The organism is Sphingobacterium sp. UGAL515B_05 (genome assembly GCF_033097525.1).
Taxonomy (GTDB): Bacteria; Bacteroidota; Bacteroidia; order Sphingobacteriales; family Sphingobacteriaceae; genus Sphingobacterium.
Genome location: NZ_CP109907.1, coordinates 6,297,831 through 6,321,396 on the forward strand (window position 1 = coordinate 6,297,831; position 23,566 = coordinate 6,321,396).

The window sequence follows — 23,566 nt, forward strand, 5'->3', positions numbered from 1 at the left end:
ACCATGAAAAGCAAGCAAGAAGTAATACAGCAACACTATATCGACCTATTGAATGCTGACAAGTTTTTCAAATTGAAGCCACACATCGATGAAGATGGATGGTGCTTAATGTTCGATGAAAAAGGTGAAAAAGTTAGTTTAACATTTAAAGAATTAGGCTTCGAAAAAGATCCACTAGGTAAAACGGTTGCCGGTGGACTGACGCAAAAAGGCCATAAATGGCGGCCTAAATCCCTTGCAGGACTCGAAACAAACAACGGATGGACTATTGCCGATGTAACCAAATTACCTACAGAAGGAATATACAATGTAGGTTACTTTTTGGATGATGGTACTTTTCATTTAGGTAATGATGAAGTTGAATGGTATGAATTACGGGAATATGTAGTTGACTTTGGATTCACCCACTACCAACCCATCATCAAACCCGAAGACCCTATTTATTAACCCTTATAAATCTTAAACAAATGAACTATCATATAACTAGCGACAAATTCCATAAGTCAGGATTCGTGCCTAAAAGCAAGCATTCAGAAATACCTAAAGCTGCCTTTGTAATTTCATATCTAAAAAATAGAGACCGTAGCAATGGATTTAAAACCTGCTTAGGGGAAGGTCATATAAGAACCATAGTGATCAATAATTTCATTATGAGGGGACTTAACTTAAGATTACACGCATGTCTTGATGAAAAACTTGAACTGATTGCTGACAATATGGACCTGTTCAAAAAGTGGGTAACTAAAGAGCTAGGCGACAATACTATACTCCTTAGTCGCAAAGAATTTGAAAAACTTAAATATTAAAACAATGAATAACGAAATAACAAGGCTAACACCTCAGCAAGCAATAGAACAAGGGTACACACATTATACTATTGATCAAACTGACATTTGGGACTCTATCGAACATTTTGCAGAGTATGGTAGACCTGAGTCTTACCCTGACAATAAACTGTTTCTATTGGACAAAAATAAAACAGCTTTCAGCATTAGTGCAGAAACCATTCAAGGCTTACTTCAAGACCACATAGAGAATCAGGAAGATTACTATTGTGAAGATGATTCCCTTTGTGAAGAACTTGCCGAAGCAGACTTTGAAAAGATCGCGGAACTGGTCAATGTTGTTTTCAAAAAACGATTTATGTTCCCGACCGATATAGAGCTGGTTGGAGAAGGAAAGGAGGTTTCAGGTGAATAACGAAAAGAAAGCGCCAGTACTGACACTGGAACATATAGCGCCATATCTTCCGTATGGCATACGTGTTAAAGTTGGTAAGACTGAACGAAATTTAACAGCGGTAAGCCTTGATTCCACATTTGTATTTGTGTCCGCATGGAAAGGTAGTAGAGAAAAGGAAATGGTATCTATTGAAGAAATAAAACCAATCCTGAGACCTCTATCCGACCTTACCAAAGTGATTGAGCATAATGGTGAAAGGTTTGTGCCAGTAGTAAATCTAGGGTGGAATTCATACGACCATATTTTAAAGTCTGGCACTTGTATCAATATTTCTTATGAATACATGGTTAAGCTATTCAAATGGCACTTCGACGTATTCGGCCTAATAGAAAAAGGCTTGGCCATAGACATCAATTCTATCGAAGGAAAGGAGACCAAAGAAAATGGATAAGGAACAACTATGGATCGAACGTCTTCGAAAATATATCGAGGACAATAAGGCGGATAGAAATAATAAGGTATGCACCTGGTGGCTAAGACTTGAATACAACGACGAAACCCCAACAGCTCAAATAAATTATTGGCTAAATAAGTCAGTCGCAAAAGGAATTTTGGGCAAGGAAACTTCTTGTTATTACACCAAATATTGGTTTTTAAACACACTGAAAGGAGAAAAGAGATGAATCACGCAATCTATATTTATTTTATCATCAATGCTTTTTTGGCTGGAATGGAATTCAGTGATAATAAGGGCATGGCATTAACATTATTATTTGTTGGGTTGCCAATTTACACCCTAGGAATAATTTGGCTATACGCAATAAGGCAACCTCTTATTTGGATCGAAAACAAGTCCCTTATTTTGGGATGGTATCGGCTATACTTCACGGATTATTTCAGTAAAATGGATTACCAAACTATTGATGTAAGACGAAGACAATACAGAGGTGAATATGAAAACATAAACGCCAATCGTTATCAGCGTTTCTTTCTCCGCCAAATTGATAAAAAGTACAACTACGGTATTACTAAAGAACCAACAACATGACACCCCAGGAAATAGGCGAACTAATCGAATTAATAATAGGCGATATCCTCACATTGGAAGAAGCAGCGGCTATTGAGTGTATCGATCCGCGCGAACTATCCCGTGTGATAGATGAGGTGATGACTTTCAAATCTCGTCACTCGCGTAATAATTCGGTGGTTTGCCTTCCTTCTAAAATTTAACCAAAAATGATAAACGCATTTATACTACAACATAAACCATTCACACCACAAATAGTAAAGAATCCCGAACCGATTCGTTACATTGTAATAGACCTTTTTTGCGGTGCCGGTGGAACTACAACGGGATTTGCCAAAGCAAAAGACAATGCAGGCAATCCAATAGCTATTATTGCTGCATGTGTTAACCACGATCACAAAGCTATCCGTAGCCATTGGGAAAATCATCCGGAAGTTTACCATTTTGAGGAAGACATTCGAACTCTCGAACTTTCTCCATTGACTGTGATAGTCGATAAATACCGGGAGCTATATCCATGGGCAAAGATTGTCCTTTGGGCATCTTTAGAATGTACCAATTTCAGTAAGGCTAAAGGCGGTCAGTCTCGCGATGCCGACAGCCGAACCCTAGCGGATCATTTGGACAGATATATTACAGCTTTAGATCCTGATTATGTACAGATCGAAAATGTAGTAGAGTTCATGTCCTGGGGGCCATTAAATGAATTTGGCAAACCAGTTAGCATGAAGTCTGGTCAAGACTGGCTCAGGTGGCGAAATCACATTAATTCCTTTGGTTACCGAGACGAATGGAAGGAATTGAACTCTGCCGACTTTGGCGCCTACACATCAAGAAATAGACTATTTGGATGTTTTGCTAAAGAAGATCTTCCTATTGTATGGCCTGAGCCAACGCATTCAAAAACTGGATCTGGCAAACAAGATCTTTTCGGGAACGGCCTGTTAAAATGGAAACCGGTAAAAGACCTATTGGATTTTAAAGATGAAGGCGAAAGTATTTTCGGACGTAAAAAGCCTTTAGTTGAAAATTCCTTAAAACGCATTTATGCTGGATTGATAAAGGAGGTGGCAGGCGGTAAGGATGCTTTTATAGCTCAGTATAATTCGGGAAAAGATAGATTTACAAGCGTAGAGAGTCCATGCAATAAGTTGCCGACTACCAATAGATTTTCTTTGGTTCAAAGGTCATATTTGGTAAAAAACTATTCAGGAAGCCCAAATGATAAAATATCATCAATTGATTCTCCTGCACCAACAATCACTACCATCCCTCATGAATCGCTAGTAAACGTTGAACCATTCGTTTTGACTTCTTCCTATAGTGGTGTTTCAAAATCCATAGAGGAACCATGTCCGACGGTATTGGCTAGCAGAAAACACCACTATGTAGTAAACCCGGTTTTCTTAACTAAATATTACGGAAATGATAAAGGAAGCGAATCAATCAATAATCCACTTGGAACTATCACGACTAATGATCGTTTTTCCCTTATATGCACAAATTGGCTAGATAAACAATATTCCGGAGAGCGAAATCATCAATCAATTGAACAACCGGCTGGATCTATTCTAGCAAATGACAAGCACGCTTTGATGACTGCAAAAGGATTCATCTACAATCCTTCTCATGGTGGACACTCCATGCACATCGACCAACCGTGTCCAACGATTATTGCACGCCAGGACAAAGCGCCATTGTACTTCATTCAGTACTCAATAAACCACAATGTGATAATTGAAATATACGACGGTGATTCGGAGACCATGGTTAAAATTAAGGAGTTCATGGCGCTATACGGAATATCCGATATTAAAATGCGGATGCTTAAAGTTGATGAATTAAAATTGATTCAGGGATTCCCTATTGACTACCGACTACATGGCAACCAGTCCGATCAAAAGAAATTCATTGGCAACAGTGTAGTTCCTCATGTGGTGTGCGCCTGGGCGGAAGCTCAAGGTAAGGAACTTTTAAAATCAGCAGCTTAAAATATAGACAAAATGATAACAGTAAACAGTCTTTCGGGTGGAAAAACATCCAGTTACATTGCTGCCAATTATCCCGCAGACCTCGACGTCTTTGCTTTGTGTTGTATCGATGACCATAATGCAAATGCTCATTATAGACAAAGATACAAGGACGAGAAAATGATTCAGCGAGTTAATGATAAGCTCCAAAAGTATTGCTCTAATTGGCCTGAATTTATTGCCACATCGGAAGATCCACAGATACTCTGGACGATGTTCGACTTGGAACAAATGATAGGCAGGGAAATTATTTGGGTTCGCGGCATGGGATGGGAACAGATGATGAGATACAAGAAAGCTATTCCTAACATGAGTAAGCGATTTTGTACAACAATAATGAAGATGCAGGCAATATTCGATTTGCTATTAATGTATTTTGAGCTTCCTGTAAAGATGAGAATTGGCTATCGTTGGGATGAAATGGAACGAGCTGAACGATTTACTGAGACTTGGAAATATGCCCACGAATGTGAATTTAGAGAAAAATCAGAAACATGGATTCACAGGTGGAAAGAAATTGTGTGGCGTGTTGGTGAATTTCCTTTAGTGGATGATAAAGTGATCCATTATCATATCCAGCAATTTTGGAAAGATAAAAATATTGTTTTCCCTGAAGATAGCAACTGTCTAAATTGTTTTTGGAAAGATCCTCAACAGCTCCGTAAAAACTTCGATAAACATTCACCAATAATGCACTGGGCTGCAATTCAAGAGGTAGTAATGGGAAGAAGTTTTAAAGATAAAATGACGCTATTAGAAGTCAAAAAATTAGGTATTCAATTGGATTTCATGTTTGGAACTGGATCAGGTTGTCAAGCAGGATTTTGTACAAATTAACAACCCCCACCCTAGTATAGTCTAGGGTGGTAAAGAAGAAAACCATGCAATTAAACATAGATTTCAATATCAAATCAATCCACGATAAAGATACCAATAGCAATAAATTGAGCGTCTCAGTGGATGTTAACAAGAGTGTTTTAGAACATCTTACAGCTCTTGAAATGGCTAAACAAGCATTAGCCAACGCGCTCGAAGCATACGTAAAAGTAATGCCAAAAGGCATGGTCACTGATAAGGAGTATGAAGAATTGATAACTACACCACTTAAAAAATTGAAAGGGTTTGAAGTATGACAAACGTAATAAGCCAAACAACCCAAAAGGCACGCAAAGTTCATAGATGCAACTATTGCCGAATGCCTATCGAAATAGGTACAGAATACACCCGTCAGTACAACGAATTTGATGGAGATACATTCGCATGGAAAATGCATATGCACTGCGACCAGATAGCGCAAAAGTTGATCAATTTTAAAGAATGTGATGATGGTGGCGCTTCATCTGATGATTTCTACTGGTCGGTAGTTTACAAATACGAGGAAATAAGCGGAAGATCATCCAACGGCAAATCATTATCCGAAATGTTAGATGTAGTCAGAAAGGTGTTGAGAGTTTAAAAAAATGAGGGCGGATATACTCCCGCCCTGTTGAGTGGCCTCCACGGGATTCGAACCCGCACACCTTTCGGCACCTCTTTGGCAAAGAGGCTTGTCTACCAATTCCAACAGGAGCGACACTCTTTTTTGAATCTCGCACCTGTTGAATATAAAAATAATAATTATTTATTGAATTACAAACATGACCCTCACCAAACAACAAAGAGAAGCGCTCCGACTAAAGTATTCGGGGCGCTTTTTCTATAATAAGTTTTTATATTTTCTTTCAGCGTCCAACAATAATAAAACTATATCCATAGGCTTTAGAAATCCTTTTCCTTCTGAATCAATTACCAAATTAGCACCATTTAAGTCATTTTTAACTTCTAAAGAGCGCCACTTAGCAGGAAATCTTTTATTGTTAGTTATATTAAACTTACCACCATGGGCTGCAGCATTCCTGCAATGGTAAAAAAAATTCGCTAAAGCATCCGACTTAAGATATCTAACCGATGCAGGTAGACTTTCGAATGCCATGACAATTAACATATTTGACATTTTACTTAGCCCCTCAATCCTCCTATCGACTTTGTCTATTTTGGAAACCATGTTATCATCATTTATCAAAATAGTATTTCTATCAAACGAGTTAACAAGGTTTGAGGGGAATAGCAATCTTGGATATTGAGGTACACCTTCTTTTAAATACATCTTCTCATCATTGCGTAGATCAAATCCATCGATATATTCCTCCCAAACATTGCCCGTCCTTAACGTTTTTTCAATCTTTGATAGTTCTGATAAAAAATATTTATTCCATAAAATCGTACTGCCGTAGAAGTTAACTAAGTACTGATAAACATAATGGTAATATGGCTTATCTTTATCGAATTCGTCGAGTATAAACATAGAATTATAAAAAAAACAGAAAATTTAACAACACAAATCTAGGCTTTTACTATTGGATCAACCCAATACACCTTATGATCAGTCAAATTAAGCACATCCATTGGTGAAACATGACATTCGATAATATCTTCTAATCCATCACCAAGAACATACTTCAGGGCTTCTGCAGACTCGACAGAACCCTCCAATATAGTTCCTTCATCCAGTACATATAAATCAGATGTAATCATGTTGACCTTGTTTTTAGTAATCCATTCTCGAAGCTGATCTTTGGACATTAGGACAACTCTTTCTCCAGCTTCCTTTGCTTCTTTTATCTCTTCATCAGCAACGTCTGGAAATTCTTTCCTTACAGTCGCTTCATACAAATCCCAATTGCCTGAGCGTATCGCTTCATTTCTCAGATATAGCTTGCGGCCGTATTCTCCCACTTCACTGTAGTATTGTTGCAATGTTTTCATAATTTATTCTTCTATAAATACACTTCCAAATAGCGCATCATTGTCAATATTGTTTAGGGCTTCGTCTATCGGTAAGATATGCGGCTCCTTAAAAGGTATATTCGTCCATCCCACACAATCTAAAGCAACCAACCATTCAAAAACATTCGGTACCGTAATAGCCTTCCAAGTTACGTTTTCACTATCTTCACAGTCGGATGGAGCAATTAGGACATTATAACCTTTTCGCTGTAGCTCCTTTAATATGCGATGTGTTACTTTTTCGAATCTCATTTAGTTTCTTCCTTTCAAGAACAACCCATCTAACCGCTTTGTCAAACTCTCCTGGCCACTCTTTTAATCCTTCTTCAAGTATACGTATTCCTGCTTCAATTCCAACGCCATCAGCAGCCAATAAAGCTGACTTTTTCATGTGATCAAGATATCCAATCGGAGGTTTATTACTTAGTTTCATACTTAACAAATGTACAATTAGATTTGTTTATTTACTAAAAATGTTAGTAATTTTACATCATGAAACCTCTTGAAGTTTATTGCCGAAATCGCGTAATGTACGTCCAAATGACTGTGCATGATAAAAGCATGGGCATGAAAGACTATCATCTGTATAACAAAAATGGTCTTGCTTTTTACGTTTTCAGGAAATCTCAAGGGTTTTGGGAACTGGCCTATGGTGAACTTGCCGATGACATCAAGGAAGCGTGCATTGATGCGCTTATACTTCGCTTTGATACGGATGTACCCGAGCTTTTTTACCACCATGGCATACGCCAAGTAATAGAGGTGCGCGCAAAGAAATACAGCCTTTGGCATATCTATCTTAATAACGCCTATGTTGGCAGCATCGAGCATGACAAGTATTCAAAAGCTTTTGATTACCATATTGAAGATAACAGCCTACTTACTGACGATCACATTCAAAAGTACATTGGTATGATTCAGAGGGGTGAGCTAAAGTGGATAAAGGATGATGTTCGATAATTTTGAGGTCGATGGTGAGCCACAGGTTTTGGAGATTTGTCCACTTATGGGCGGCTATTTTCATGTGTACATCAATAGAAGGTTTGTAACTAGTATATCTTACACCACCGAAGGCTGGCGAGTTCATTTCAACAATAATTCATGGCTCACCAAAGATGAAGCTGATATATTTATAGAATTGATCGTTTCGGGGGAAATTCCTACGTTATAAAAAAGGACTAATCTTTCGATTAGCCCCTTAACTAAATTATAGACAGATCCATTTAGGACCGGAATATACTTTTGAAAAATGGCCAGGCCTTAAACCTGACCATACAATTAAAATCAACCGAAACGAAACTTCCTAAATTGAATCGATTGTCAATAAATGGACAAATGTTAAAATATATTGGTTTGAAAAAAATAAAAAAAAGCCTTGAGTGGGGAACCCAAGGCTTTAGCCATTATTAACCTATTTTTTTATGAAAAGTACATGTAGTACAATATAAATGACTCTTTAGTTTGAAAAAAACTAAAAAAGGTTGATCATAAGACCAACCTTTACATCAACCATAAAAAATAAAATCTATTAATCGTGTCCTTCAGTCTTAACGATCTTATTGTAAATTCCTAATAATAAAAACGGTGCCGCCCATTGACCGACGAACAAAGCTGTATTATCATCTTTTTTGTTGCAACATTTTAATGCTGCTGAAATTCCCATTGCTGCAAGTGAAGCCGCCAAGAATAAAATCGAGGGAATTCTGGAAGTTTGCTGTTCAACTTCTTTAGTTACTTTGTCTTCATTTCCTGTTGTAAGTGCCATAATATTTATACTTTGGTTTATAATTGAACTACTTTCAAAATGAAATGGTTTAGTTTTATACAAAATAAGGCCGAGAACATGAATACTCGGCCTTAACACGTTACCTAATATTGATAAATGGAGGACTTACATAACAAATATTATTTAGTATAGTTTTGTTAAATAAAAAAACCTTGAGTCTGGGAGGATCTCAAGGTTTGTTAAATACTGCCTAAATATTAAAGTAATTATAATACAATATCGAATAACGTTTGGTTTTAATAAAATAAAAAAAGGCTTCGGGCGGAGAACCCAAAACCTTTAGACCTTTAATTTGAAATTATTAGTCAATATACAAAAAAAAGGCCGAGTTACCAAGCTCGACCTTAACAAATGAAATGTATTTACCTTTAATTGAGAACTTAATAACAGCGAACCTCTTTATTAGTTTTCTTCCTTTGGCTTTTTGGGTCGGAACCCGATAAATAAAAGCAAGCCAATAACAAAAACCAAAGCACCTAATCCTAGCCAAATAATCATTGATCCTTTAGGCTCCTTCTGGATATCATCAATTTTAGTCGATTCCTTTTGCCGATGCTCCTGTGATGTAGCAACTTGCTTTTGGACCTGTTCAGATCCTTTCTTTTCGCTTTCTTCCTTAGCATCCTTTTGCTCTGTAACTGTTTGCTTGGTATGTTGCGTGACTTTTTCGCCAGGAGACTCAGATATCACAGTTAAGGTCTGCTTAAGCGTATCGAGCTTGACCAATATTTTGAAGCCGGCGCTATCCTTTAGTAAAATTTCTGCCCCAGACTTAACCTTGTCAACGCCAACTGAGCCGCCTACTTTCCCGCCCTTTTTCTCGGTTACAGTAGTCGTTTCTGTTTCAGTCACAATAACACCATGATCAGTCTTTATAGTTCGCTGTAGGGTATCTTTTTGCGTTTTCTCGGACAATGAGCTGTCGCGCTTACTGACAACCTCCAAAGAATGCTTTTCAACGTGCTTTGTCGACTTTCGGAACATCCCACAAGAAGCAAAGGCGGTCACTATGACCACCAATGCAATTAGTTTATTTAGCATACTTCAATATTGAGTTAAGCTCAATAACCGATTGCTTTAGGCTATCCAAGCTGTTTACTAAATCAGGCTTATTGAGCCTTTGTTTTCCGTTTGATGAGATCAGAGTAACCGACCCTAATAGCATCAATAACAATACTAATTTTTTCACCTTATTACCTCCCTTATGATCTGTTTTATTTGACTGGTAGTTGTATCGACCTGCTCACGCATTGGTGCCGTTTGCTTGCTTACTTCTTTCTCTACTGCTGGTCTAAGTTCTACCGGTAATTGCTTGCGAATTTCGTCTTGAACCTGCTGGCTCGTAGATTTCAATAAAGCAATATTCTCATTCTTTGCTTCAATGTATAAGCAAATAAATAAGATCAGTAAGGCAGACACGAAAGCACATAGAAAAGCCATTGGATTGTCCTTTATCCATTGTGTAAACTTTCCTACACCATTAATTTTCCTGTCAATGAAATCGTCTTTTTCCTCTGCCATTATTTCCACAAACTAGCATAATAATTAATCTTAGCCCGACGATCGTCAAGGCCGTTATATCCCCCATTCACGGCAAGGCATACAGCACGGATACTTGCTTCCGAAAGATCTTTAGCTTTTGCCCAAATGTTTTTTGCGTCAAACTCCTTTACAGCAGTGGTAAAATAATAGGCCGATTCTCCGATCAGATCGGGGTTATCGTACAATTCTTGACCGCCGTAACGCTTGTAATCGAAACCTCCTGTACACTGCAATGCCCCACCTCCACGATATTTCCAGCCATCACCTGGGCGAGTATTTCCAAGCTCTTTAGCCTTGCGCGGATTACCTAAGCCGTAAACACGTTCTGCCAAATCCCAAGGATTGCCCGCCAATCGTCCTGCTTCTGCCACAGTTACATTTGCCGAATGCCGTCCCGTCCCGAATATTTCCATAATTCTTGGAGCGGTATAGTTCATATTCTCCCGGACAATCGTAAATCCTCCACTTTCATGGTGGATGTTCGCAAAGAAATGTATTGTTTGAACGCGTGTGCGGCCAAACTTAACCGCGAACTTTGACAAGGTTTCCTTTCCGATAATACCGTCGGCACTCGCACCGACGGATTTCTGTAATTCTTCTATGCGTTCTTTAGCTGTCATCTAGTCCCGTCGTTATTGTATAATAAGTTGTTTTTTACTTGCATTACAATATATTCTTTAAAACATCAAACATTCTTTGTCCAAGATTCTGAGTACTGGTAGCATCAAAGTGATATGAGTCAAGCAAAGTACCATCTGACATATCAATGAGATATACAAATTTGTCCTCCTGACTTATCTCAACTTGCGCCTGATGTACTTCAGCAGTGTATTGTGCAGATAATGGTGATATCGTCCCAAAGATGAAAGGCAACTTTGGATTACCAACTATACCTCTAATGTATGAAATGACGTTCTTGAAGTTTTGATAATACTTAACTCTAGCTGTTGCCGTCGAATCTCCTTCACCCTGATGCCAAAGTACTGCCTTGATCTCTAAATCTGGATTAGCAGCAATCGCGTTTAGAATTTTAGTCTTGAATTCCTCAACAAGCTTTCTTCCTTGCGTTATATCCTCAGTATAAGGTGTCCAATATCCACCGCCATTTGTCCCAGAGGGGTCAATTGCAGTTCCTCCAACAGCCCTTTTTACAAGATATATTGTTCTATTTTTATTTTGAGCAAGAAGATAACTTGCAATAGAATCGTAAGCATATAGATTTAAGGTACTCGCTTCACCTGGTGCACCAGCTCCTGTATTTACCCCATACTTAAAAGGTGCAAACGCTTTCGTCTGATCATTCCACATCATGACATTAGGTACGGTATTGTCATTGTTCAGAATGTATGAAGGTAATTGCGCGATTGGAACACGCCCTTCTGTATTAGATTGCCCGGATACGATAATACCATACTTTTTAGTTGCAGATAAGTTAACTTTTGCAAGACCACGTTGGAAGATATTTGAAGCTTCAAAATCACTTGGATTCATCTTTTGGAACTTATCATCCGTTTCAAGATCTTTCTGTAAAAGATAGTAAAGACCCTTATTGTAGTTAATAGGTTCACTTTCTTCAATAGTCGCATAAGCTGTTCCGTAATTACCATCAGCATAATCCGACATGCCAACAAGTACATCCTGTGTAGCTATGTATGTTCCCTCTTTAAAAGTTCCTACGGTGGCTGTGGTGGGTCTCAAAACTGTTGATATGAATAATCCTTCGAGAGTATAAATGTTCAGATTGGCAACACTACCAACAGCTGTGTATAAGTTTACTCCATAATTAAGTATCTGGCTTTTTCTCAGAAGGAATTTATCAGTACGTTTATGTCCATACGTCGTACCACTCACAGCACCAGTTGTAAGATAGTAAGATGTTAGATTGAAAGGAATATGCTGCTCAGGATCTAATACCTTAGCCCCCTCAAAAGCTACATCAACGTCAACTGTCAATCCATTTGTTCTTGTATTCAATGATGCTAAAGACAAATCCTCAATGTACTGTATTTTTACGTATCTTACACCAATATTACCCAAAGTATAATCTACTAAGCCAATCTTACAATCTTCAGTAGCTGTATATACTTTCTCAAAGAATTGATTTAAATTACCTGATTGAGGATAAAGATTTTGTTTAAAAACTCCTGCCGCATCGTAAATATTGGCTATCGCAGCACTTCCAGCGGTATTATATGTATTTACCCCAAACAATAGCTTTTGGCCTTTTTTAAGGTCAAACAAAGGAGTGCGCTGCATACTATAATTATTCCCAGTATTGGGTGCTCCTGTAGTATAGTAGTAACCATCAACCCAATTATTGATAATTATCTCTTTTTTACCATCTTCAACATTTTTAATAGCTTTAAAAACAGCATCACCACTGGTGGCATCAGTATTTCCTTCTGCTACCACTCCTGTTACTGGCGTGGTACGCAACTCCTGCATCTTACTAATCTTCCAAGTAAGCGCAGTACCATTCCAATACAACATACCATCATTCCCTTGTGGAATACCATCGGTACCAAGTGGATTCTTTAAGACGGTGTTGTTATACTTCCAGTAACCCCACGACGCGTCAAACCAACGATTTTGTCCAGTCGGCCCAGCTGGCAGAGCGACAGCAGCTGCAGCAGTCGTACCCCCTTGAATAGCTGGCATAGACTCGCCATTAACCTCGACAAGTTCATTTAACCGATCAAGCTCAAACTTCATAATCGGCTTTGACTTATTACCGCACATCAAAAATTCCACGGTTGTTGGATCTTCTACCTTCTCCGCCCCATCTGGCCAAGGGAGAGCCTTTCCTTCTTCTTCTTCTGCCATTTCTTTATTTTTTAGTTGCTCATTATTCTATTAAAATGGGTTGGTTTGACTTGTATTTTGAACAAAGTCGACCACCAATCCATTGATATAATTAAAGTGATAATACACTGTCGTAGATGCTGTATTTGCTAGAGTGATTTTCCCAGTGAAGCCTTTTTTATTACCGACATATATATCACCCTTACGGATGTGAAGGGCCACATTTTCATTTCCTCCATCAGCTTCGATTTCCAAACCAACATTAAAATACTGTCCGATACCGCCGGGCAATGCAGTGTTTATAGTGTTATAAACTGTTGCTGCCGCCGCTCGTGGCTGACCTAAATTGTCTTTATACAAATTCCACGAAAATTCCCGTCTCTCACCTGCGACAGCTCCATTATCCCGCATGAGGAAATAATCCTTCGTCATATAAACCGTTTGGCTATTTATGTCCCAAGAGCCGCCATTTGGGTTTGTTCCAACCTTTAGCGCGCTAGCTGTAATAGTAAATGAACCAATTTCGCCTTTAGTGGCTTTCATTGATCCGTCATTTAGCACACTGAAAGGAGCATTTGCTCTATCTTCTTCCGTCGCCCCTGCCCAGAATCTTTGCGACTGATTGCCGTTATCCGCCAAGCCGGATATTCCAGCATTTACAAAGCCGTCTGAACCAACTGTCACCACTTGAGCAAACAGTCGATTTGCATTTATCATATACGCCGATAGAACATCGGTCTCAATTTGCCCTCCACTGATAAGGGTAAATCCCTTTGTCGGGTTGAATGTCCGTTCGCCTTCAATTACCGTCGTCAGGTACCCAAAATTGAAATGCCAATATCCTGGTTCACCATTGGTCGGAATTTGCTCAGGCGATAAAACCCATTCACCTGTAAGCGCTGTTTTGCTACATTTGGCAGCTAGGTAGTAACCCTGAGTTGGCGTTAGTCCCGTTTGCGAGAAAGCGGTAAGATTCCAGATATTCCCAAGTCCTTCAATTTTGAATACCTTATGGATCAAACGGCCGGCCGACATGGCAAAGCTGTTTGGATCACCACCGGCATTCGTAGTAATCAATACATCATCCAAATCATAATACATGGATTCCGTACCGAACCAACCAGCGATTGCCTGCTGCATGGCATTCTCAAGATTACCGTCAGGATCAAGTACTTTAGAACGGAATTCTGTCAATGCCTGGATGTTCCGACGATCACGTTCCCAAGATTGTTTGTTGTATTGCGTAACCACCTCTTTTTGTTCCTTGATATCGTTTTGCATCTTCTCAAGGAAAGTATATGTGACTTCATTGCCGATGACGGCATCGAAGGACATTCCATTTTCGATAACATCGGGATATATGGCTGGATAGCTTACTTCTGTGATACGTATTTCAGCATCAATACCTTTTTCGGCATCCTTCAAGCGAATTATATCGCCTGCATCTAAATTGGTGTTGAGCCTAGCCAAATGGATAAAGTCCACTTCAAGCTCATAAACCACGCGTGGGATGCTATTGCTGTCCAAATATTCCTGACGTTTGGTAGTCAATTCAGCTGCTGCAGCATCAATATAACTTTGTGGCATGCGAATGCCAATCAAAGTATATTTATCGCCTACCTCAGCATGTACAGTCTCAGTTGGGAACCAGTTATCGTTGCCTTCGTCGTTAGCCTTAAACCGAATCGTCTTGCTTGCGTGATTGTAACTTGTTATCTCGAATTGGTTTCCTTCCAACAGGCCCGATTTGAAAACTATATAAGCTGTTTCCCCTTCAATTTTTTGACCATTGAGATCAAAATCAATAGAACTATCAGAGATGGAGAAAAGCTTTTTATCTATTTGAGCTACGGCCGTTACGGTACCTGTTCTTCTAGGATAGATCTCTTCATCAATAAACTCACCTTCACGGATACCGTATATACCTGTGTTTTTCTCTACGTAACCAGGAATAGTAAAATAATTGAAAGTACCCTCAGGGAGATTCTTATCACCTCCACGCGCGTATGCCCGAGTAACGATCTTTTTATCCTGCAAGCTTTTTCGGGTAAGGCTATACAAGCCTTTTCCCTTTCCGTACTCGAAGGTTAAAGCGCGCGGAGTGCCCACGGTTTTCTTTAACGATATCACCTTTCCTTTGATTCCCCATTCAGCCTTAAAAGCTTGGGCAACCATGGTAAGAGCATCGAGAATATACGTGCTATCAAACTCAACAGTAACACGACCTAGATCTTCAAATTCACCCACGGACCAGCCAGACGACTTGCTGTTGGTGCAATCAACGAATAAGTGTAACCATTCCTCGGCGGTACCGGAAAAGGAAAACTTCCTTGCTCCAAGATGGACCAAAAACAAATAAGCCAAAGTATGACGCGATCCTTCAAATACAAAATCAAACGACGATACGAATCGGCTCATCTTTTTGAAGTCCTCAACCTGGTTCAAAGTGTATTCCTCGCCTTTGTACGTAAAAGTATCGCCCACACGCAAACCCAAGGAAGCAACATTACCATAACTAAATGATAGCCCATGTTCAGCCATTACCTTGTTGCTGTATTTGGCAGCATTCAAGGGAAGCTTGATCGTATCAACACCGTTTCTCTTTACCTGAACTTCCATTAGAATAGTTGTTTTTGTTGTTCGAACTGGATCGGCTTGTCGGGATATGACAAAATCAAGCCGTTCACATCAGCCAAATAAAAATCGACTCCTACAGGTGCGAAGTTGTTTTCCAATACGAGTGTGAAATCTGTATACATATAGCCGATCTGCTTCCGAGGGTTTATCACATTCAAATCGGGAGAGCTAATGTATCTAAGTGCGAAAGATCTTCCCAACGCATCCACTCGCAAATTGAAACCTTCGGGCTTGACCAATATTTCCAATAGAGCGTCTCTTTGATTTTGCAAATCGGTGAGACTGGTAGATTTCAAATAGCACTTGATACTGTATTGGATCGACTGGAAGTAAGTCGGTGATGTTGTATCATAGTCCTTTCCATGCTCGTCAGCCCAATCATGATATGCACGTTCTTTTGGAGTCGGTAACTTTAGTAATTCACTCCATGTGCCGCGCTGGAAAAACAGCCCGAAAGCAGTACTTGCAACTTTATTTTCTATCTCGAAACTCATTTTTTAAACTCCCTCACTTTAGCATTACCAAATACTTCCTTAATCAGCTGACCTTCCTTTATTTCCACAGTAACAAAAGAATGTTCGACGGCAGTCAATTTGACTACGCCGCGTTTAGTATAGATCTGGCTAACTTCATAACCATTCACTTCGATGTTTACCTGGCCACCGAGAATCAGTACAAATCGGGGATTGATTACTGTATGAACTCCATCAAAGTAAATCCCCTCCGACTCCAACTCTTTCCGATATTTTTGAAGCACTTCCAGTGTAAGAAAATCAGCATCCATTGCAAACTCCACACCTTTTGGAGATTTGAGTAAGCGGATAAGATCGGACGCAGATCGCGCTTCGGTCAATCTTTGCAATCCCCAAACACATCCTTTGTGCTTTTTAACCAGATTATATATTTCTTGACTAAACATTAGAATCGTCCTCCTAAACTTTTGTTGATTGATTTAAGTTCACTTACCGCTGTATCTAGGCGTTTAACTGTTTCCCCTGTGTTTACTTGAATTGCATTTAATGCGGTCAACTGATCTAGCGCAACCGCCAATTGCTTACCCATTGTAATTCCTTGGGATTTGCTTTCATCAAATGACCTTTTTAGCAACTCTGTTTGGGAACGCAAAAGCCCATTGTTTTCGCTTTGTGTTGCTTCGGTAACTTCTCTTTGAATCGAGCCTTTCAACCCACCTCCAGTAGAAGTGCCATCTTTGCTTAACCCTAACTGTTTGTAAGCCTCCTCCAATGTCTTTGTGAATTCAGTGCCGGCACCATCAATTTTATCTTTCCATACCGAAAAATTGAAACCCGTCAAAGTGTTGTTGTTGGATTTCATGTAGTCAGCAAGTTGGTTCACCATGTCATTTACTATTGGTTCAATCATCTTCAACTTGAGCGAGTTTACCAAAGCATTTTTGATGAATTTATCAAAGGTTTCATCAAGGGAATCCACGGCACTTTCACCAGCTTCGAATGCAGTAACTAAAGCATCCGCAAGAGAAGCAGAAAGATCCTTAAAAGTAGTTTGAACTAAATTTTCTGTAATTGATTTTTGGATATCCTCGATTTGCTTGTTTATCGAATCAATTTCATCGTAATAACCCCGAACTTTTTCCTTATCTGTCCTTTTCTTGTCTTCCTCGGCTTTAGCCATTTCCGAAAGGATCCGTTGTTGCTCCTTGAGATTGGCAATTGCCTTGTCGCTGTCACTGTAGTAGTTCTCACCTACACTATTGGAAATTCTGCGCTGCAAAGTATCGTATGCTTTTCCAAGACTGTCCAGTTGGGTTTTGTATGCATCTATCTGTTTTTGAAGCTTCTTATCTTTAGTATTGAAAAGGTCGAGTGCAGAGGTTAGGGTTTTGATGGATCCACTGATGATTGAAATTGGGTTTCCACTGGCAATCCCAGCCGCTAACTCTCCCATACCTCCAACAAGGTTTCCAATTTGATTTACTGTGTTTTGTAAATTGTCGCTAGCGCCAATGGAACCTAACAATCCATTTACATCGCCAATAATTTGTTGAGCATTTTTAAGATCCGAAGCCAATGCGGTAAACATATCTTTTTGCGCTTGTTTGGCCTGATCGGAATCTTTACCGTATAATTGAACTTGCTCTCTGTACTTTTTCAAAGCTCCTGTGGATGCAATCCAGGATTTATCTAAGTTTACTTGAGCTTCTGCATTATCAAGTTGAAACGAATCTCTTTCAAAATCCTTGTCAGACATTCCTTTACCCCGCATCTCCAACAATACTTTCCGTGCCTGAGCTATTGCGTCGAATGCAGCTTTTTTGCCAAGGATAGAAAGTCTATAGAACATTTTTTCCGTATCGGCTTCACGTTCATATTGTGCAACCAATATTGCGCTTTTCTCTTCTTGCAACGATTTGTGCAATTGGGCCTTCCTTTCCTTACTTGCATTTTCACCCAAAGCTGAGAAAGCATCTTGATATTTTTTCTCAACTGAAAGTAGTTGATCGTTATAGGTAGAAGAAAGCTTAATAGCGTCTAAATATTGGGAGAGGTTTCTTTCAGTTTGATCCTTTTCCCAATCAGCCTGCAGCTTTGTAAGCTCAGCCAGGCGTTCTTTTTCAATATCGGCCATTTTGGTAGGATCAGTCTCCAACAACTTAGACATTTCCTCCTCGATCTTTTGACCAAAGGTTTTAGTGATATCCAACTCAGCGCTATATCTCTCATTAGCTACCCTAACACCATGCTCTCTCTTTAAATCCTCGTATTTAGCATAGTTTGAATAATCGTCTTGATATGATTTAAGAAGGTGTGCCGTCTGTTGCTTGTATACCGTATCATTAATAGCCCTCTGTTCTATAGGATCAACGTCGCTAACATTTAATGCCGCAACTGGGGTAAATCCTTTCTTCCCTTTATTTTTATTGTTAAACTCAACTATTTTTTTATTTTCTTCCTCTAGAGTTTTACGAACCTCAGCAAATTTGTCTTTCAAGGCTTGAATTTCGGCCTGATCAGAATCCAGTCTCTTTTTGGCGTACTCGCGGTCAATTTGGAGGAGTTTCTCATAAGCTCCATTTCTTGAATGGAGAATTTGTTTGTAGAGGTTTTCTTGGGGAGAGGATTTGGTGGTTACATTACCTTTTGAATCACCAAAAATGTTTACTCCCATTTTAACGGCGTTTTTTTGTGCTTGCTTAAGGAAATCAGAAGCTATTTTATTTTGGGTAATCTCCGTCTTCTTAGCTTCTTCTATAACTGCATTTCTAGTTGCATTACCCATCCTAAGCATATCTTTTTTAGCTTGAGATTCTGCCTTGTTGACATCATATCTAGCGCCTGGCCCAGATAGACCCGGCATTCTATTCAATCCATCAACGAATTTTTGCCAACCAGTAAGAGATTCTTCAGGGGATTTAAGTTTTGCCATCTCAGCTTCATAAACTGCCTTGGCTGACTCCTCTAACGCCTTGTTGGCAGCAGCCTTATATAGGGTCATTTTCACATAATTTTCAGCGTTTTCTGCTAAAAAATTCTCAACCTGTCCAAACGTTTTTACTTGACCTGTTACCTGACCTATTGTTTTATTATATTCTTGCAGAACAGATTGCTTTGAGATAATACCTTTTTTGGCTAAAGAAACAGCAAGTTCCAGCGTTTTGACCTCTGTTACAGCCTTTTTGTATTCAGCACTTTTTAAGCCTTCGTTTAATGATTTTTGACTCTCTTTTAAGGCGTCTATAGCTTTCTTGCCCTTGAACAAGGATGAAATCCATTCCCCAATCTCTTTACCGTAAACAGTAAGTAAGGTTATTCCAAGAGACATTGCAGTTTGCCAGCTCAATAAACTCCCTAATAATTGTTTCCAAACAGGAACACCTTTTTTACCAGATGCATTTAGTTCTTCATTTTCAATTCTGATTTTTTTTATCTCGTCCGCAAGAACAGGAAGGTTGTTGGAAATCGCCATGAACCCCGTTTGAATAGAATAGGTAAATGCAGGAAGTTCGCGAGTCAGTTGGTTGATGCTATTTTGAATACCGTTCCACCCTCTTGCATAGTTACCAACGCCTCTTCTAAAATCTCCAAGGCGGTGCTCCACGTTCTCTATCTCTTGCCTCAGGGCTTGATGACGTTCAATCATCTTATTGACAGCAGGATTGCTGCCATCCATGGCACCGCCGGTACGAATAATTTCTGCAGTAAGTTGGCTATATTTTATCCTTGCTTCTTGAAGTGAACCAGCAGCTACATTTTCAAGTTGAACAGCTTGTTTAATATCCCTATTAAGATCTTGAAGAGAAACGGCAACAGCCTTCTGACTTTGGTTAACCGCCGTAAGCGACTTGTTATATTGATCAATAGATATCTCACCTTGCTCAAATTGGGTATTTAACGCTTTTTTAGCAGACGTTAGAGAGTCTGACTCTTTTCTTAAGGTTGTATATCTGGTTGCCAAAGATACAGACGCATCACTGAGTAAACTTAAATTACTCAGTGCGGTCTGTATGGCGTTAAGGTCATTTTCTGATATGGGTGTTTTCGACTTTAAATTCAGCTGAATTTTCCCAAGGGTATCTAACCTCTTTTTTAAATCATCAATCTTAGATATAAGCTCATCGGCGTTTTTTTGAGCATCCTTAAAACCTAAATCATTTTTGGAAGATACGCCACTCCCTTTCAACAATTCGCTAATTTTGCGTCTTGCCTCATCCTCATCTATGACTACTTTATACCTTAAATCACCCATAAAGCAAACATAACAAAAGTGATATGTAGGGATAAGACTTTGTGGTTGTCCGATGAGGCAATGACAACGTTAACCTAAATCGTTCAATATTTGAAACATATCACCTTCTTTTACCTCGCTCTCTGTACTGGATAAGTTTCGTACTCCATCTTCTTCTAAAGTGGGCATCACAAGGCTGTATAACAAAAGATTCTGGTAACTAATCCTCCACTTAATATCCCATTCACTCCATCCTTTGGAAAGAATAGCTGAGTTAATTATTATTGACCAGCAGCTTCCGGATCCTGGGTAAGACTTAGATTTAGGCTTTTTAGCAAAACCATAATATCGAAAAAAGCCCCAAGGTCTAACCTCCCGTAGACCTTCTCAACCATTTCGTTTAACTCAACATAGGTAAATTCAAATGATATAGCCCTGAGAAGGCTTTCGGATGGCATCTTGTCGTAAGGAGATGTCGCTAATCCGATGACTTTAGCAAGCTTATTGGTGTTGTGCTTTATAAGCTTGGTAATCTGATCAGAGTGGTTTAGATTTTCGATTTGCTCTTTGCCGTACATTTCATCTAACTCTGCTGCGATCAATTGTACTTTACCAATTGGTATTCCTTTTAACTCTAATCGAATTTCTTTGGTGAAACCTAAGATAGACCCGAGTATGCCAAACTTGCTTACCTTTACCGACCCTAAATATATACCGGTATCAGTAATAGTTTCCGCTATTTTTCTTTGTGTAATTTCTTGCATTTTGGAAAGGTAAATGGCGAATTGCCGTTAAAAATAACCCCTACTCGCCAACCTTTTCCACAAGAGTGGTTTTCGGGGTAAAAACGTGGACTGTGGTTATGCCACAGCAACTTTTTCGTAATACCATGGAGATACCGCTACCCCAGTTGCATTTGTAACTGCTTGCGCTTCAGCAGTAAAACCCAAGGCAACGAAAGCATCCCCCTCTTTGGTCATTGCATTCTCAATCCTACCAATTACAGAGCCATTTAAGATAACGAAAACCATTTTGAATCCGTTCCAAGGTTTGCTTGTAACACGAACAGCAAGATTAACTTGCGCGGCACCATCAATAGGAGCTTCAAATTTGGTCGTGGCGGTAGAAGCAGCATCTCCTTTGAGTACGAGATCAGCCATTTTTGGATCTAAATTCAAAAATTTTGCTGTAACACTCGCTCCGTCTCCTTCTTCCCCTACAATTGCAAAAATACCCGCCTTGTCTTCAACCTTTACTTTGGTCAAGGTTTTTTCTGGGATGTTCAATGTCGCAGATCCCATCTCAATGTTTTCCCCTTTAACCCAACCTGTGTCCGGTAGAGTCCCATCCGCACTTACTGGCGCAAACTCAATTGACTCAACGCCTTTTACAATAAATTGTGCCATATATAAATTCTTTGTTAGAGATCAACGAGAAGCATTTTGCCCTGCTGCTCGCCGATAGTTAATATTCTATTTTTTAGTAGCCTGTGTTAATAATCCGTCCGCAGGAAATTATAGTTCACTTGAATATTATAATACCAATCCGTGTTAAATCCCTTCAATTCCCCCGGATTACGCAGAGAAAGAGAAAAATCAAAACCATGATAATCATCTAATGCAGCAACAATCGCAGCACCGACGGTATACATCCGCGTGACGTCAGGTTGAGTATTGTCTTTTGCTGTTGGATTTTCAGCGGTTTGATTCTTAAGATTTGGAACATGAACGTTTATGTTGAAAATTCCCCATTGCTTTTGCTCAGCATCGTATATCAACGAGTTGGTGATGATGTCCTCTTTGGTTGATCCCAAACGGCGCTGAGCTGTCCGAAGTTCACCTGTAATCATCGAGGGAATACCAGCGACAATAAGAACGCCTTGAATATCATTCATTGCATCGAACACACTCTTTATCGTCTTCCTCATACACTTATCCTTTCAAAGGCTTTATCTACCACTTTTTCAAGTTCATTTTGTGCCAACGTAATAACTGTTAAACCTCTCCCTTCAACCCATCCTGCATACTCTTTCCCAGCCACAACGATAATACCCCAACCCTTTGATGTTCTTAATTGAGCGTAAGCAAGTTCTCTGCCTTCCTTTAATCCTGGCTCTTTGTCAGTTCCATATGGACTTAGCTCAAAATCTTCAAATAGAACTTTACCATCTTTAAAGATTATCCCACCTGTACTGGAACGAAGTTGCCCTGTCTGATCGTCATATCCTCCACCCATCCTCATTGTAGCACGTTGAATTTTCAAAGCTTCTGCTAAGACCATTTTGAATTGTTCAAGAGTTTCCGCTTCCACTCTTCTGAACTCCTCATCAACAATAGCGTCTATTTCCGCTGGGGTCATATCTAATTCGAGTCTAAACATACTTCAAGGCGCTATACATATCCTTTGCAATGAAAACTTCCATGATGAAATAAAGCAATGGGTTCTTGCCAAACTATCACATTACCCCTGTCGTCATATGCAGTAACCAGTTCACCAATCAATAATTGAGGGGTGTCCTCTGGAAATGCTATAACATACGAAACATCGACTTCAACACCATCTTTTACCTTTTTCAATCCGGTTCCTTTAGAAGGTACAAATCGACAAGGCAGCCCCTGCTCCTTGGTTTCACCTTCTCTCACTAATATATCAGGATATTGTCCTTCGAAATTCATACTTTTCCCCTCTTTCTTGTTTAGTGAGTATTTGAAAGGTCAACAAAACCCGATGTAACTGGCGTTTCATCAATCCCCCAACGGAGCAACAACCTGAGCCGTAAAGCTTCCAACGCTGTAGCATCCTGCTGGGTTAGTTGGTAATCCAATTCCTTGACAGATTTAGGCCGTGTTAAAAGGAAATCAATCAACCCTGCCCGGGAAAGATCCAATGCTTTAGTCTGATCTTGATTTTGGGGCTCACGTTCCGCTACAGGATCCAACCCATTTTCCGCCAACATCATTTCAACCGTTGCATCAGGGAACTTAAACCCCATCGATGACACTAAGACTTCCTTTACACTTGCCATATTAT

Annotated in this window: 32 protein-coding genes and 1 tRNA gene; 13 read left to right on the top strand and 20 right to left on the bottom strand. The window is 39.5% G+C overall.

What is annotated here, in order from left to right:
- Positions 1-3 precede the first annotated feature (3 nt).
- From OK025_RS26315 to OK025_RS26365, 11 genes are all read left to right on the top strand, one after another.
- Positions 4-447, top strand: a complete 444-nt coding sequence (locus OK025_RS26315) for a hypothetical protein (RefSeq protein ID WP_317667708.1) — start codon at positions 4-6, stop codon at positions 445-447.
- Positions 448-467: 20 nt separating this feature from the next.
- On the top strand, positions 468-806 hold the full coding sequence (locus tag OK025_RS26320; RefSeq protein WP_317667709.1) for a hypothetical protein: 339 nt from the start codon (positions 468-470) through the stop codon (positions 804-806).
- Between the two features lie 4 nt (positions 807-810).
- The gene (locus tag OK025_RS26325) at positions 811-1,200 is read left to right on the top strand and encodes a hypothetical protein (RefSeq protein ID WP_317667710.1); all 390 of its coding nucleotides are present in this window, start codon (positions 811-813) and stop codon (positions 1,198-1,200) included.
- Positions 1,193-1,633, top strand: coding sequence for a hypothetical protein (locus OK025_RS26330; protein ID WP_317667711.1), 441 nt, complete (start codon positions 1,193-1,195; stop codon positions 1,631-1,633). Before OK025_RS26325 ends, OK025_RS26330 begins: the two co-directional genes overlap by 8 nt.
- On the top strand, positions 1,626-1,865 hold the full coding sequence (locus tag OK025_RS26335) for a hypothetical protein (protein ID WP_317667712.1): 240 nt from the start codon (positions 1,626-1,628) through the stop codon (positions 1,863-1,865). Before OK025_RS26330 ends, OK025_RS26335 begins: the two co-directional genes overlap by 8 nt.
- On the top strand, positions 1,862-2,230 hold the full coding sequence (locus OK025_RS26340; protein ID WP_317667713.1) for a hypothetical protein: 369 nt from the start codon (positions 1,862-1,864) through the stop codon (positions 2,228-2,230). Before OK025_RS26335 ends, OK025_RS26340 begins: the two co-directional genes overlap by 4 nt.
- The gene (locus OK025_RS26345; protein WP_317667714.1) at positions 2,227-2,412 is read left to right on the top strand and encodes a hypothetical protein; all 186 of its coding nucleotides are present in this window, start codon (positions 2,227-2,229) and stop codon (positions 2,410-2,412) included. The genes OK025_RS26340 and OK025_RS26345 overlap by 4 nt, the downstream gene beginning before the upstream one ends.
- Before the next feature lie 6 nt (positions 2,413-2,418).
- A complete protein-coding gene (locus OK025_RS26350; protein WP_317667715.1) occupies positions 2,419-4,200 on the top strand; it encodes a DNA cytosine methyltransferase in 1,782 nt (593 codons plus the stop codon).
- A gap of 12 nt (positions 4,201-4,212) precedes the next feature.
- On the top strand, positions 4,213-5,076 hold the full coding sequence (locus OK025_RS26355; RefSeq protein ID WP_317667716.1) for a hypothetical protein: 864 nt from the start codon (positions 4,213-4,215) through the stop codon (positions 5,074-5,076).
- Between the two features lie 44 nt (positions 5,077-5,120).
- The gene (locus OK025_RS26360; RefSeq protein ID WP_317667717.1) at positions 5,121-5,372 is read left to right on the top strand and encodes a hypothetical protein; all 252 of its coding nucleotides are present in this window, start codon (positions 5,121-5,123) and stop codon (positions 5,370-5,372) included.
- Between the two features lie 62 nt (positions 5,373-5,434).
- Positions 5,435-5,695: a hypothetical protein gene (locus OK025_RS26365; RefSeq protein ID WP_317667718.1), complete on the top strand. Its 261-nt coding sequence runs from the start codon at positions 5,435-5,437 to the stop codon at positions 5,693-5,695.
- Positions 5,696-5,730: 35 nt separating this feature from the next.
- Here the strand turns inward: OK025_RS26365 and OK025_RS26370 are convergent.
- From OK025_RS26370 to OK025_RS26390, 5 genes are all read right to left on the bottom strand, one after another.
- Positions 5,731-5,813 (bottom strand) — tRNA-Gly (locus tag OK025_RS26370).
- 122 nt (positions 5,814-5,935) lie between these two features.
- The gene (locus tag OK025_RS26375) at positions 5,936-6,583 is read right to left on the bottom strand and encodes a hypothetical protein (RefSeq protein ID WP_317667719.1); all 648 of its coding nucleotides are present in this window, start codon (positions 6,581-6,583) and stop codon (positions 5,936-5,938) included.
- A 38-nt stretch (positions 6,584-6,621) separates the two neighbouring features.
- Positions 6,622-7,035, bottom strand: coding sequence for a hypothetical protein (locus OK025_RS26380; protein ID WP_317667720.1), 414 nt, complete (start codon positions 7,033-7,035; stop codon positions 6,622-6,624).
- A 12-nt stretch (positions 7,036-7,047) separates the two neighbouring features.
- The gene (locus OK025_RS26385; RefSeq protein WP_317667721.1) at positions 7,048-7,317 is read right to left on the bottom strand and encodes a hypothetical protein; all 270 of its coding nucleotides are present in this window, start codon (positions 7,315-7,317) and stop codon (positions 7,048-7,050) included.
- Positions 7,259-7,498: a hypothetical protein gene (locus tag OK025_RS26390; RefSeq protein WP_317667722.1), complete on the bottom strand. Its 240-nt coding sequence runs from the start codon at positions 7,496-7,498 to the stop codon at positions 7,259-7,261. Before OK025_RS26390 ends, OK025_RS26385 begins: the two co-directional genes overlap by 59 nt.
- 134 nt (positions 7,499-7,632) lie before the next feature.
- On the opposite strand from OK025_RS26390, the gene OK025_RS26395 reads away from it, so the two are divergent.
- Together OK025_RS26395 and OK025_RS26400 are read left to right on the top strand one after the other, a co-directional pair.
- A complete protein-coding gene (locus OK025_RS26395) occupies positions 7,633-8,025 on the top strand; it encodes a hypothetical protein (protein ID WP_317667723.1) in 393 nt (130 codons plus the stop codon).
- A complete protein-coding gene (locus OK025_RS26400; RefSeq protein WP_317667724.1) occupies positions 8,012-8,236 on the top strand; it encodes a hypothetical protein in 225 nt (74 codons plus the stop codon). The genes OK025_RS26395 and OK025_RS26400 overlap by 14 nt, the downstream gene beginning before the upstream one ends.
- 357 nt (positions 8,237-8,593) lie before the next feature.
- On the opposite strand, the gene OK025_RS26405 is transcribed toward OK025_RS26400, so the two are convergent.
- The 15 genes from OK025_RS26405 to OK025_RS26475 all read right to left on the bottom strand — a co-directional run bounded on the left by OK025_RS26405 (position 8,594) and on the right by OK025_RS26475 (position 23,561).
- Positions 8,594-8,830, bottom strand: a complete 237-nt coding sequence (locus OK025_RS26405) for a hypothetical protein (protein ID WP_317667725.1) — start codon at positions 8,828-8,830, stop codon at positions 8,594-8,596.
- A gap of 423 nt (positions 8,831-9,253) precedes the next feature.
- A complete protein-coding gene (locus OK025_RS26410) occupies positions 9,254-9,892 on the bottom strand; it encodes a hypothetical protein (protein WP_317667726.1) in 639 nt (212 codons plus the stop codon).
- A gap of 144 nt (positions 9,893-10,036) precedes the next feature.
- Positions 10,037-10,372, bottom strand: a complete 336-nt coding sequence (locus OK025_RS26415) for a hypothetical protein (protein WP_286776998.1) — start codon at positions 10,370-10,372, stop codon at positions 10,037-10,039.
- Positions 10,372-11,013, bottom strand: a complete 642-nt coding sequence (locus OK025_RS26420; RefSeq protein WP_317667727.1) for a hypothetical protein — start codon at positions 11,011-11,013, stop codon at positions 10,372-10,374. The genes OK025_RS26415 and OK025_RS26420 overlap by 1 nt, the downstream gene beginning before the upstream one ends.
- A gap of 43 nt (positions 11,014-11,056) precedes the next feature.
- Positions 11,057-13,216: a sialate O-acetylesterase gene (locus OK025_RS26425; protein WP_317667728.1), complete on the bottom strand. Its 2,160-nt coding sequence runs from the start codon at positions 13,214-13,216 to the stop codon at positions 11,057-11,059.
- Positions 13,217-13,246: 30 nt separating this feature from the next.
- Positions 13,247-15,814 (bottom strand): phage tail protein, encoded by a 2,568-nt coding sequence (locus tag OK025_RS26430; RefSeq protein WP_317667729.1) that lies wholly within the window; start codon positions 15,812-15,814, stop codon positions 13,247-13,249.
- Complete coding sequence (locus OK025_RS26435; RefSeq protein ID WP_317667730.1) at positions 15,814-16,326, bottom strand: hypothetical protein; 513 nt, start codon at positions 16,324-16,326, stop codon at positions 15,814-15,816. The genes OK025_RS26430 and OK025_RS26435 overlap by 1 nt, the downstream gene beginning before the upstream one ends.
- Positions 16,323-16,751: a hypothetical protein gene (locus OK025_RS26440; protein WP_317667731.1), complete on the bottom strand. Its 429-nt coding sequence runs from the start codon at positions 16,749-16,751 to the stop codon at positions 16,323-16,325. The genes OK025_RS26435 and OK025_RS26440 overlap by 4 nt, the downstream gene beginning before the upstream one ends.
- Positions 16,751-20,557 carry a hypothetical protein gene (locus OK025_RS26445; RefSeq protein WP_317667732.1) on the bottom strand — a complete coding sequence of 1,269 codons (3,807 nt, stop codon included), beginning with the start codon at positions 20,555-20,557 and terminating at the stop codon, positions 16,751-16,753. The genes OK025_RS26440 and OK025_RS26445 overlap by 1 nt, the downstream gene beginning before the upstream one ends.
- Before the next feature lie 260 nt (positions 20,558-20,817).
- On the bottom strand, positions 20,818-21,300 hold the full coding sequence (locus tag OK025_RS26450; protein WP_317667733.1) for a hypothetical protein: 483 nt from the start codon (positions 21,298-21,300) through the stop codon (positions 20,818-20,820).
- Positions 21,301-21,396: 96 nt separating this feature from the next.
- Entirely contained in the window at positions 21,397-21,942 is a 546-nt protein-coding gene (locus OK025_RS26455; protein ID WP_317667734.1) for a hypothetical protein, read from the bottom strand.
- A gap of 86 nt (positions 21,943-22,028) precedes the next feature.
- Entirely contained in the window at positions 22,029-22,463 is a 435-nt protein-coding gene (locus OK025_RS26460) for a hypothetical protein (protein ID WP_317667735.1), read from the bottom strand.
- Positions 22,460-22,915: a hypothetical protein gene (locus tag OK025_RS26465; protein ID WP_317667736.1), complete on the bottom strand. Its 456-nt coding sequence runs from the start codon at positions 22,913-22,915 to the stop codon at positions 22,460-22,462. Before OK025_RS26465 ends, OK025_RS26460 begins: the two co-directional genes overlap by 4 nt.
- Before the next feature lie 11 nt (positions 22,916-22,926).
- Positions 22,927-23,211 (bottom strand): hypothetical protein, encoded by a 285-nt coding sequence (locus tag OK025_RS26470; RefSeq protein ID WP_317667737.1) that lies wholly within the window; start codon positions 23,209-23,211, stop codon positions 22,927-22,929.
- A 20-nt stretch (positions 23,212-23,231) separates the two neighbouring features.
- Entirely contained in the window at positions 23,232-23,561 is a 330-nt protein-coding gene (locus OK025_RS26475; RefSeq protein ID WP_317667738.1) for a DUF6706 family protein, read from the bottom strand.
- Positions 23,562-23,566: the final 5 nt, after the last annotated feature.

Coding starts and splice junctions, on each gene's coding strand:
- OK025_RS26315 (WP_317667708.1), top strand. CDS start 4: ATGAAAAGCAAGCAAGAAGTAATACAGCAACACTATATCGACCTATTG.
- OK025_RS26320 (WP_317667709.1), top strand. CDS start 468: ATGAACTATCATATAACTAGCGACAAATTCCATAAGTCAGGATTCGTG.
- OK025_RS26325 (WP_317667710.1), top strand. CDS start 811: ATGAATAACGAAATAACAAGGCTAACACCTCAGCAAGCAATAGAACAA.
- OK025_RS26335 (WP_317667712.1), top strand. CDS start 1,626: ATGGATAAGGAACAACTATGGATCGAACGTCTTCGAAAATATATCGAG.
- OK025_RS26340 (WP_317667713.1), top strand. CDS start 1,862: ATGAATCACGCAATCTATATTTATTTTATCATCAATGCTTTTTTGGCT.
- OK025_RS26345 (WP_317667714.1), top strand. CDS start 2,227: ATGACACCCCAGGAAATAGGCGAACTAATCGAATTAATAATAGGCGAT.
- OK025_RS26350 (WP_317667715.1), top strand. CDS start 2,419: ATGATAAACGCATTTATACTACAACATAAACCATTCACACCACAAATA.
- OK025_RS26355 (WP_317667716.1), top strand. CDS start 4,213: ATGATAACAGTAAACAGTCTTTCGGGTGGAAAAACATCCAGTTACATT.
- OK025_RS26360 (WP_317667717.1), top strand. CDS start 5,121: ATGCAATTAAACATAGATTTCAATATCAAATCAATCCACGATAAAGAT.
- OK025_RS26365 (WP_317667718.1), top strand. CDS start 5,435: ATGCCTATCGAAATAGGTACAGAATACACCCGTCAGTACAACGAATTT.
- OK025_RS26375 (WP_317667719.1), bottom strand. CDS start 6,583: ATGTTTATACTCGACGAATTCGATAAAGATAAGCCATATTACCATTAT.
- OK025_RS26385 (WP_317667721.1), bottom strand. CDS start 7,317: ATGAGATTCGAAAAAGTAACACATCGCATATTAAAGGAGCTACAGCGA.
- OK025_RS26390 (WP_317667722.1), bottom strand. CDS start 7,498: ATGAAACTAAGTAATAAACCTCCGATTGGATATCTTGATCACATGAAA.
- OK025_RS26395 (WP_317667723.1), top strand. CDS start 7,633: ATGAAAGACTATCATCTGTATAACAAAAATGGTCTTGCTTTTTACGTT.
- OK025_RS26400 (WP_317667724.1), top strand. CDS start 8,012: ATGATGTTCGATAATTTTGAGGTCGATGGTGAGCCACAGGTTTTGGAG.
- OK025_RS26405 (WP_317667725.1), bottom strand. CDS start 8,830: ATGGCACTTACAACAGGAAATGAAGACAAAGTAACTAAAGAAGTTGAA.
- OK025_RS26410 (WP_317667726.1), bottom strand. CDS start 9,892: ATGCTAAATAAACTAATTGCATTGGTGGTCATAGTGACCGCCTTTGCT.
- OK025_RS26415 (WP_286776998.1), bottom strand. CDS start 10,372: ATGGCAGAGGAAAAAGACGATTTCATTGACAGGAAAATTAATGGTGTA.
- OK025_RS26420 (WP_317667727.1), bottom strand. CDS start 11,013: ATGACAGCTAAAGAACGCATAGAAGAATTACAGAAATCCGTCGGTGCG.
- OK025_RS26425 (WP_317667728.1), bottom strand. CDS start 13,216: ATGGCAGAAGAAGAAGAAGGAAAGGCTCTCCCTTGGCCAGATGGGGCG.
- OK025_RS26430 (WP_317667729.1), bottom strand. CDS start 15,814: ATGGAAGTTCAGGTAAAGAGAAACGGTGTTGATACGATCAAGCTTCCC.
- OK025_RS26435 (WP_317667730.1), bottom strand. CDS start 16,326: ATGAGTTTCGAGATAGAAAATAAAGTTGCAAGTACTGCTTTCGGGCTG.
- OK025_RS26440 (WP_317667731.1), bottom strand. CDS start 16,751: ATGTTTAGTCAAGAAATATATAATCTGGTTAAAAAGCACAAAGGATGT.
- OK025_RS26445 (WP_317667732.1), bottom strand. CDS start 20,557: ATGGGTGATTTAAGGTATAAAGTAGTCATAGATGAGGATGAGGCAAGA.
- OK025_RS26450 (WP_317667733.1), bottom strand. CDS start 21,300: ATGCAAGAAATTACACAAAGAAAAATAGCGGAAACTATTACTGATACC.
- OK025_RS26455 (WP_317667734.1), bottom strand. CDS start 21,942: ATGGCACAATTTATTGTAAAAGGCGTTGAGTCAATTGAGTTTGCGCCA.
- OK025_RS26460 (WP_317667735.1), bottom strand. CDS start 22,463: ATGAGGAAGACGATAAAGAGTGTGTTCGATGCAATGAATGATATTCAA.
- OK025_RS26465 (WP_317667736.1), bottom strand. CDS start 22,915: ATGTTTAGACTCGAATTAGATATGACCCCAGCGGAAATAGACGCTATT.
- OK025_RS26470 (WP_317667737.1), bottom strand. CDS start 23,211: ATGAATTTCGAAGGACAATATCCTGATATATTAGTGAGAGAAGGTGAA.
- OK025_RS26475 (WP_317667738.1), bottom strand. CDS start 23,561: ATGGCAAGTGTAAAGGAAGTCTTAGTGTCATCGATGGGGTTTAAGTTC.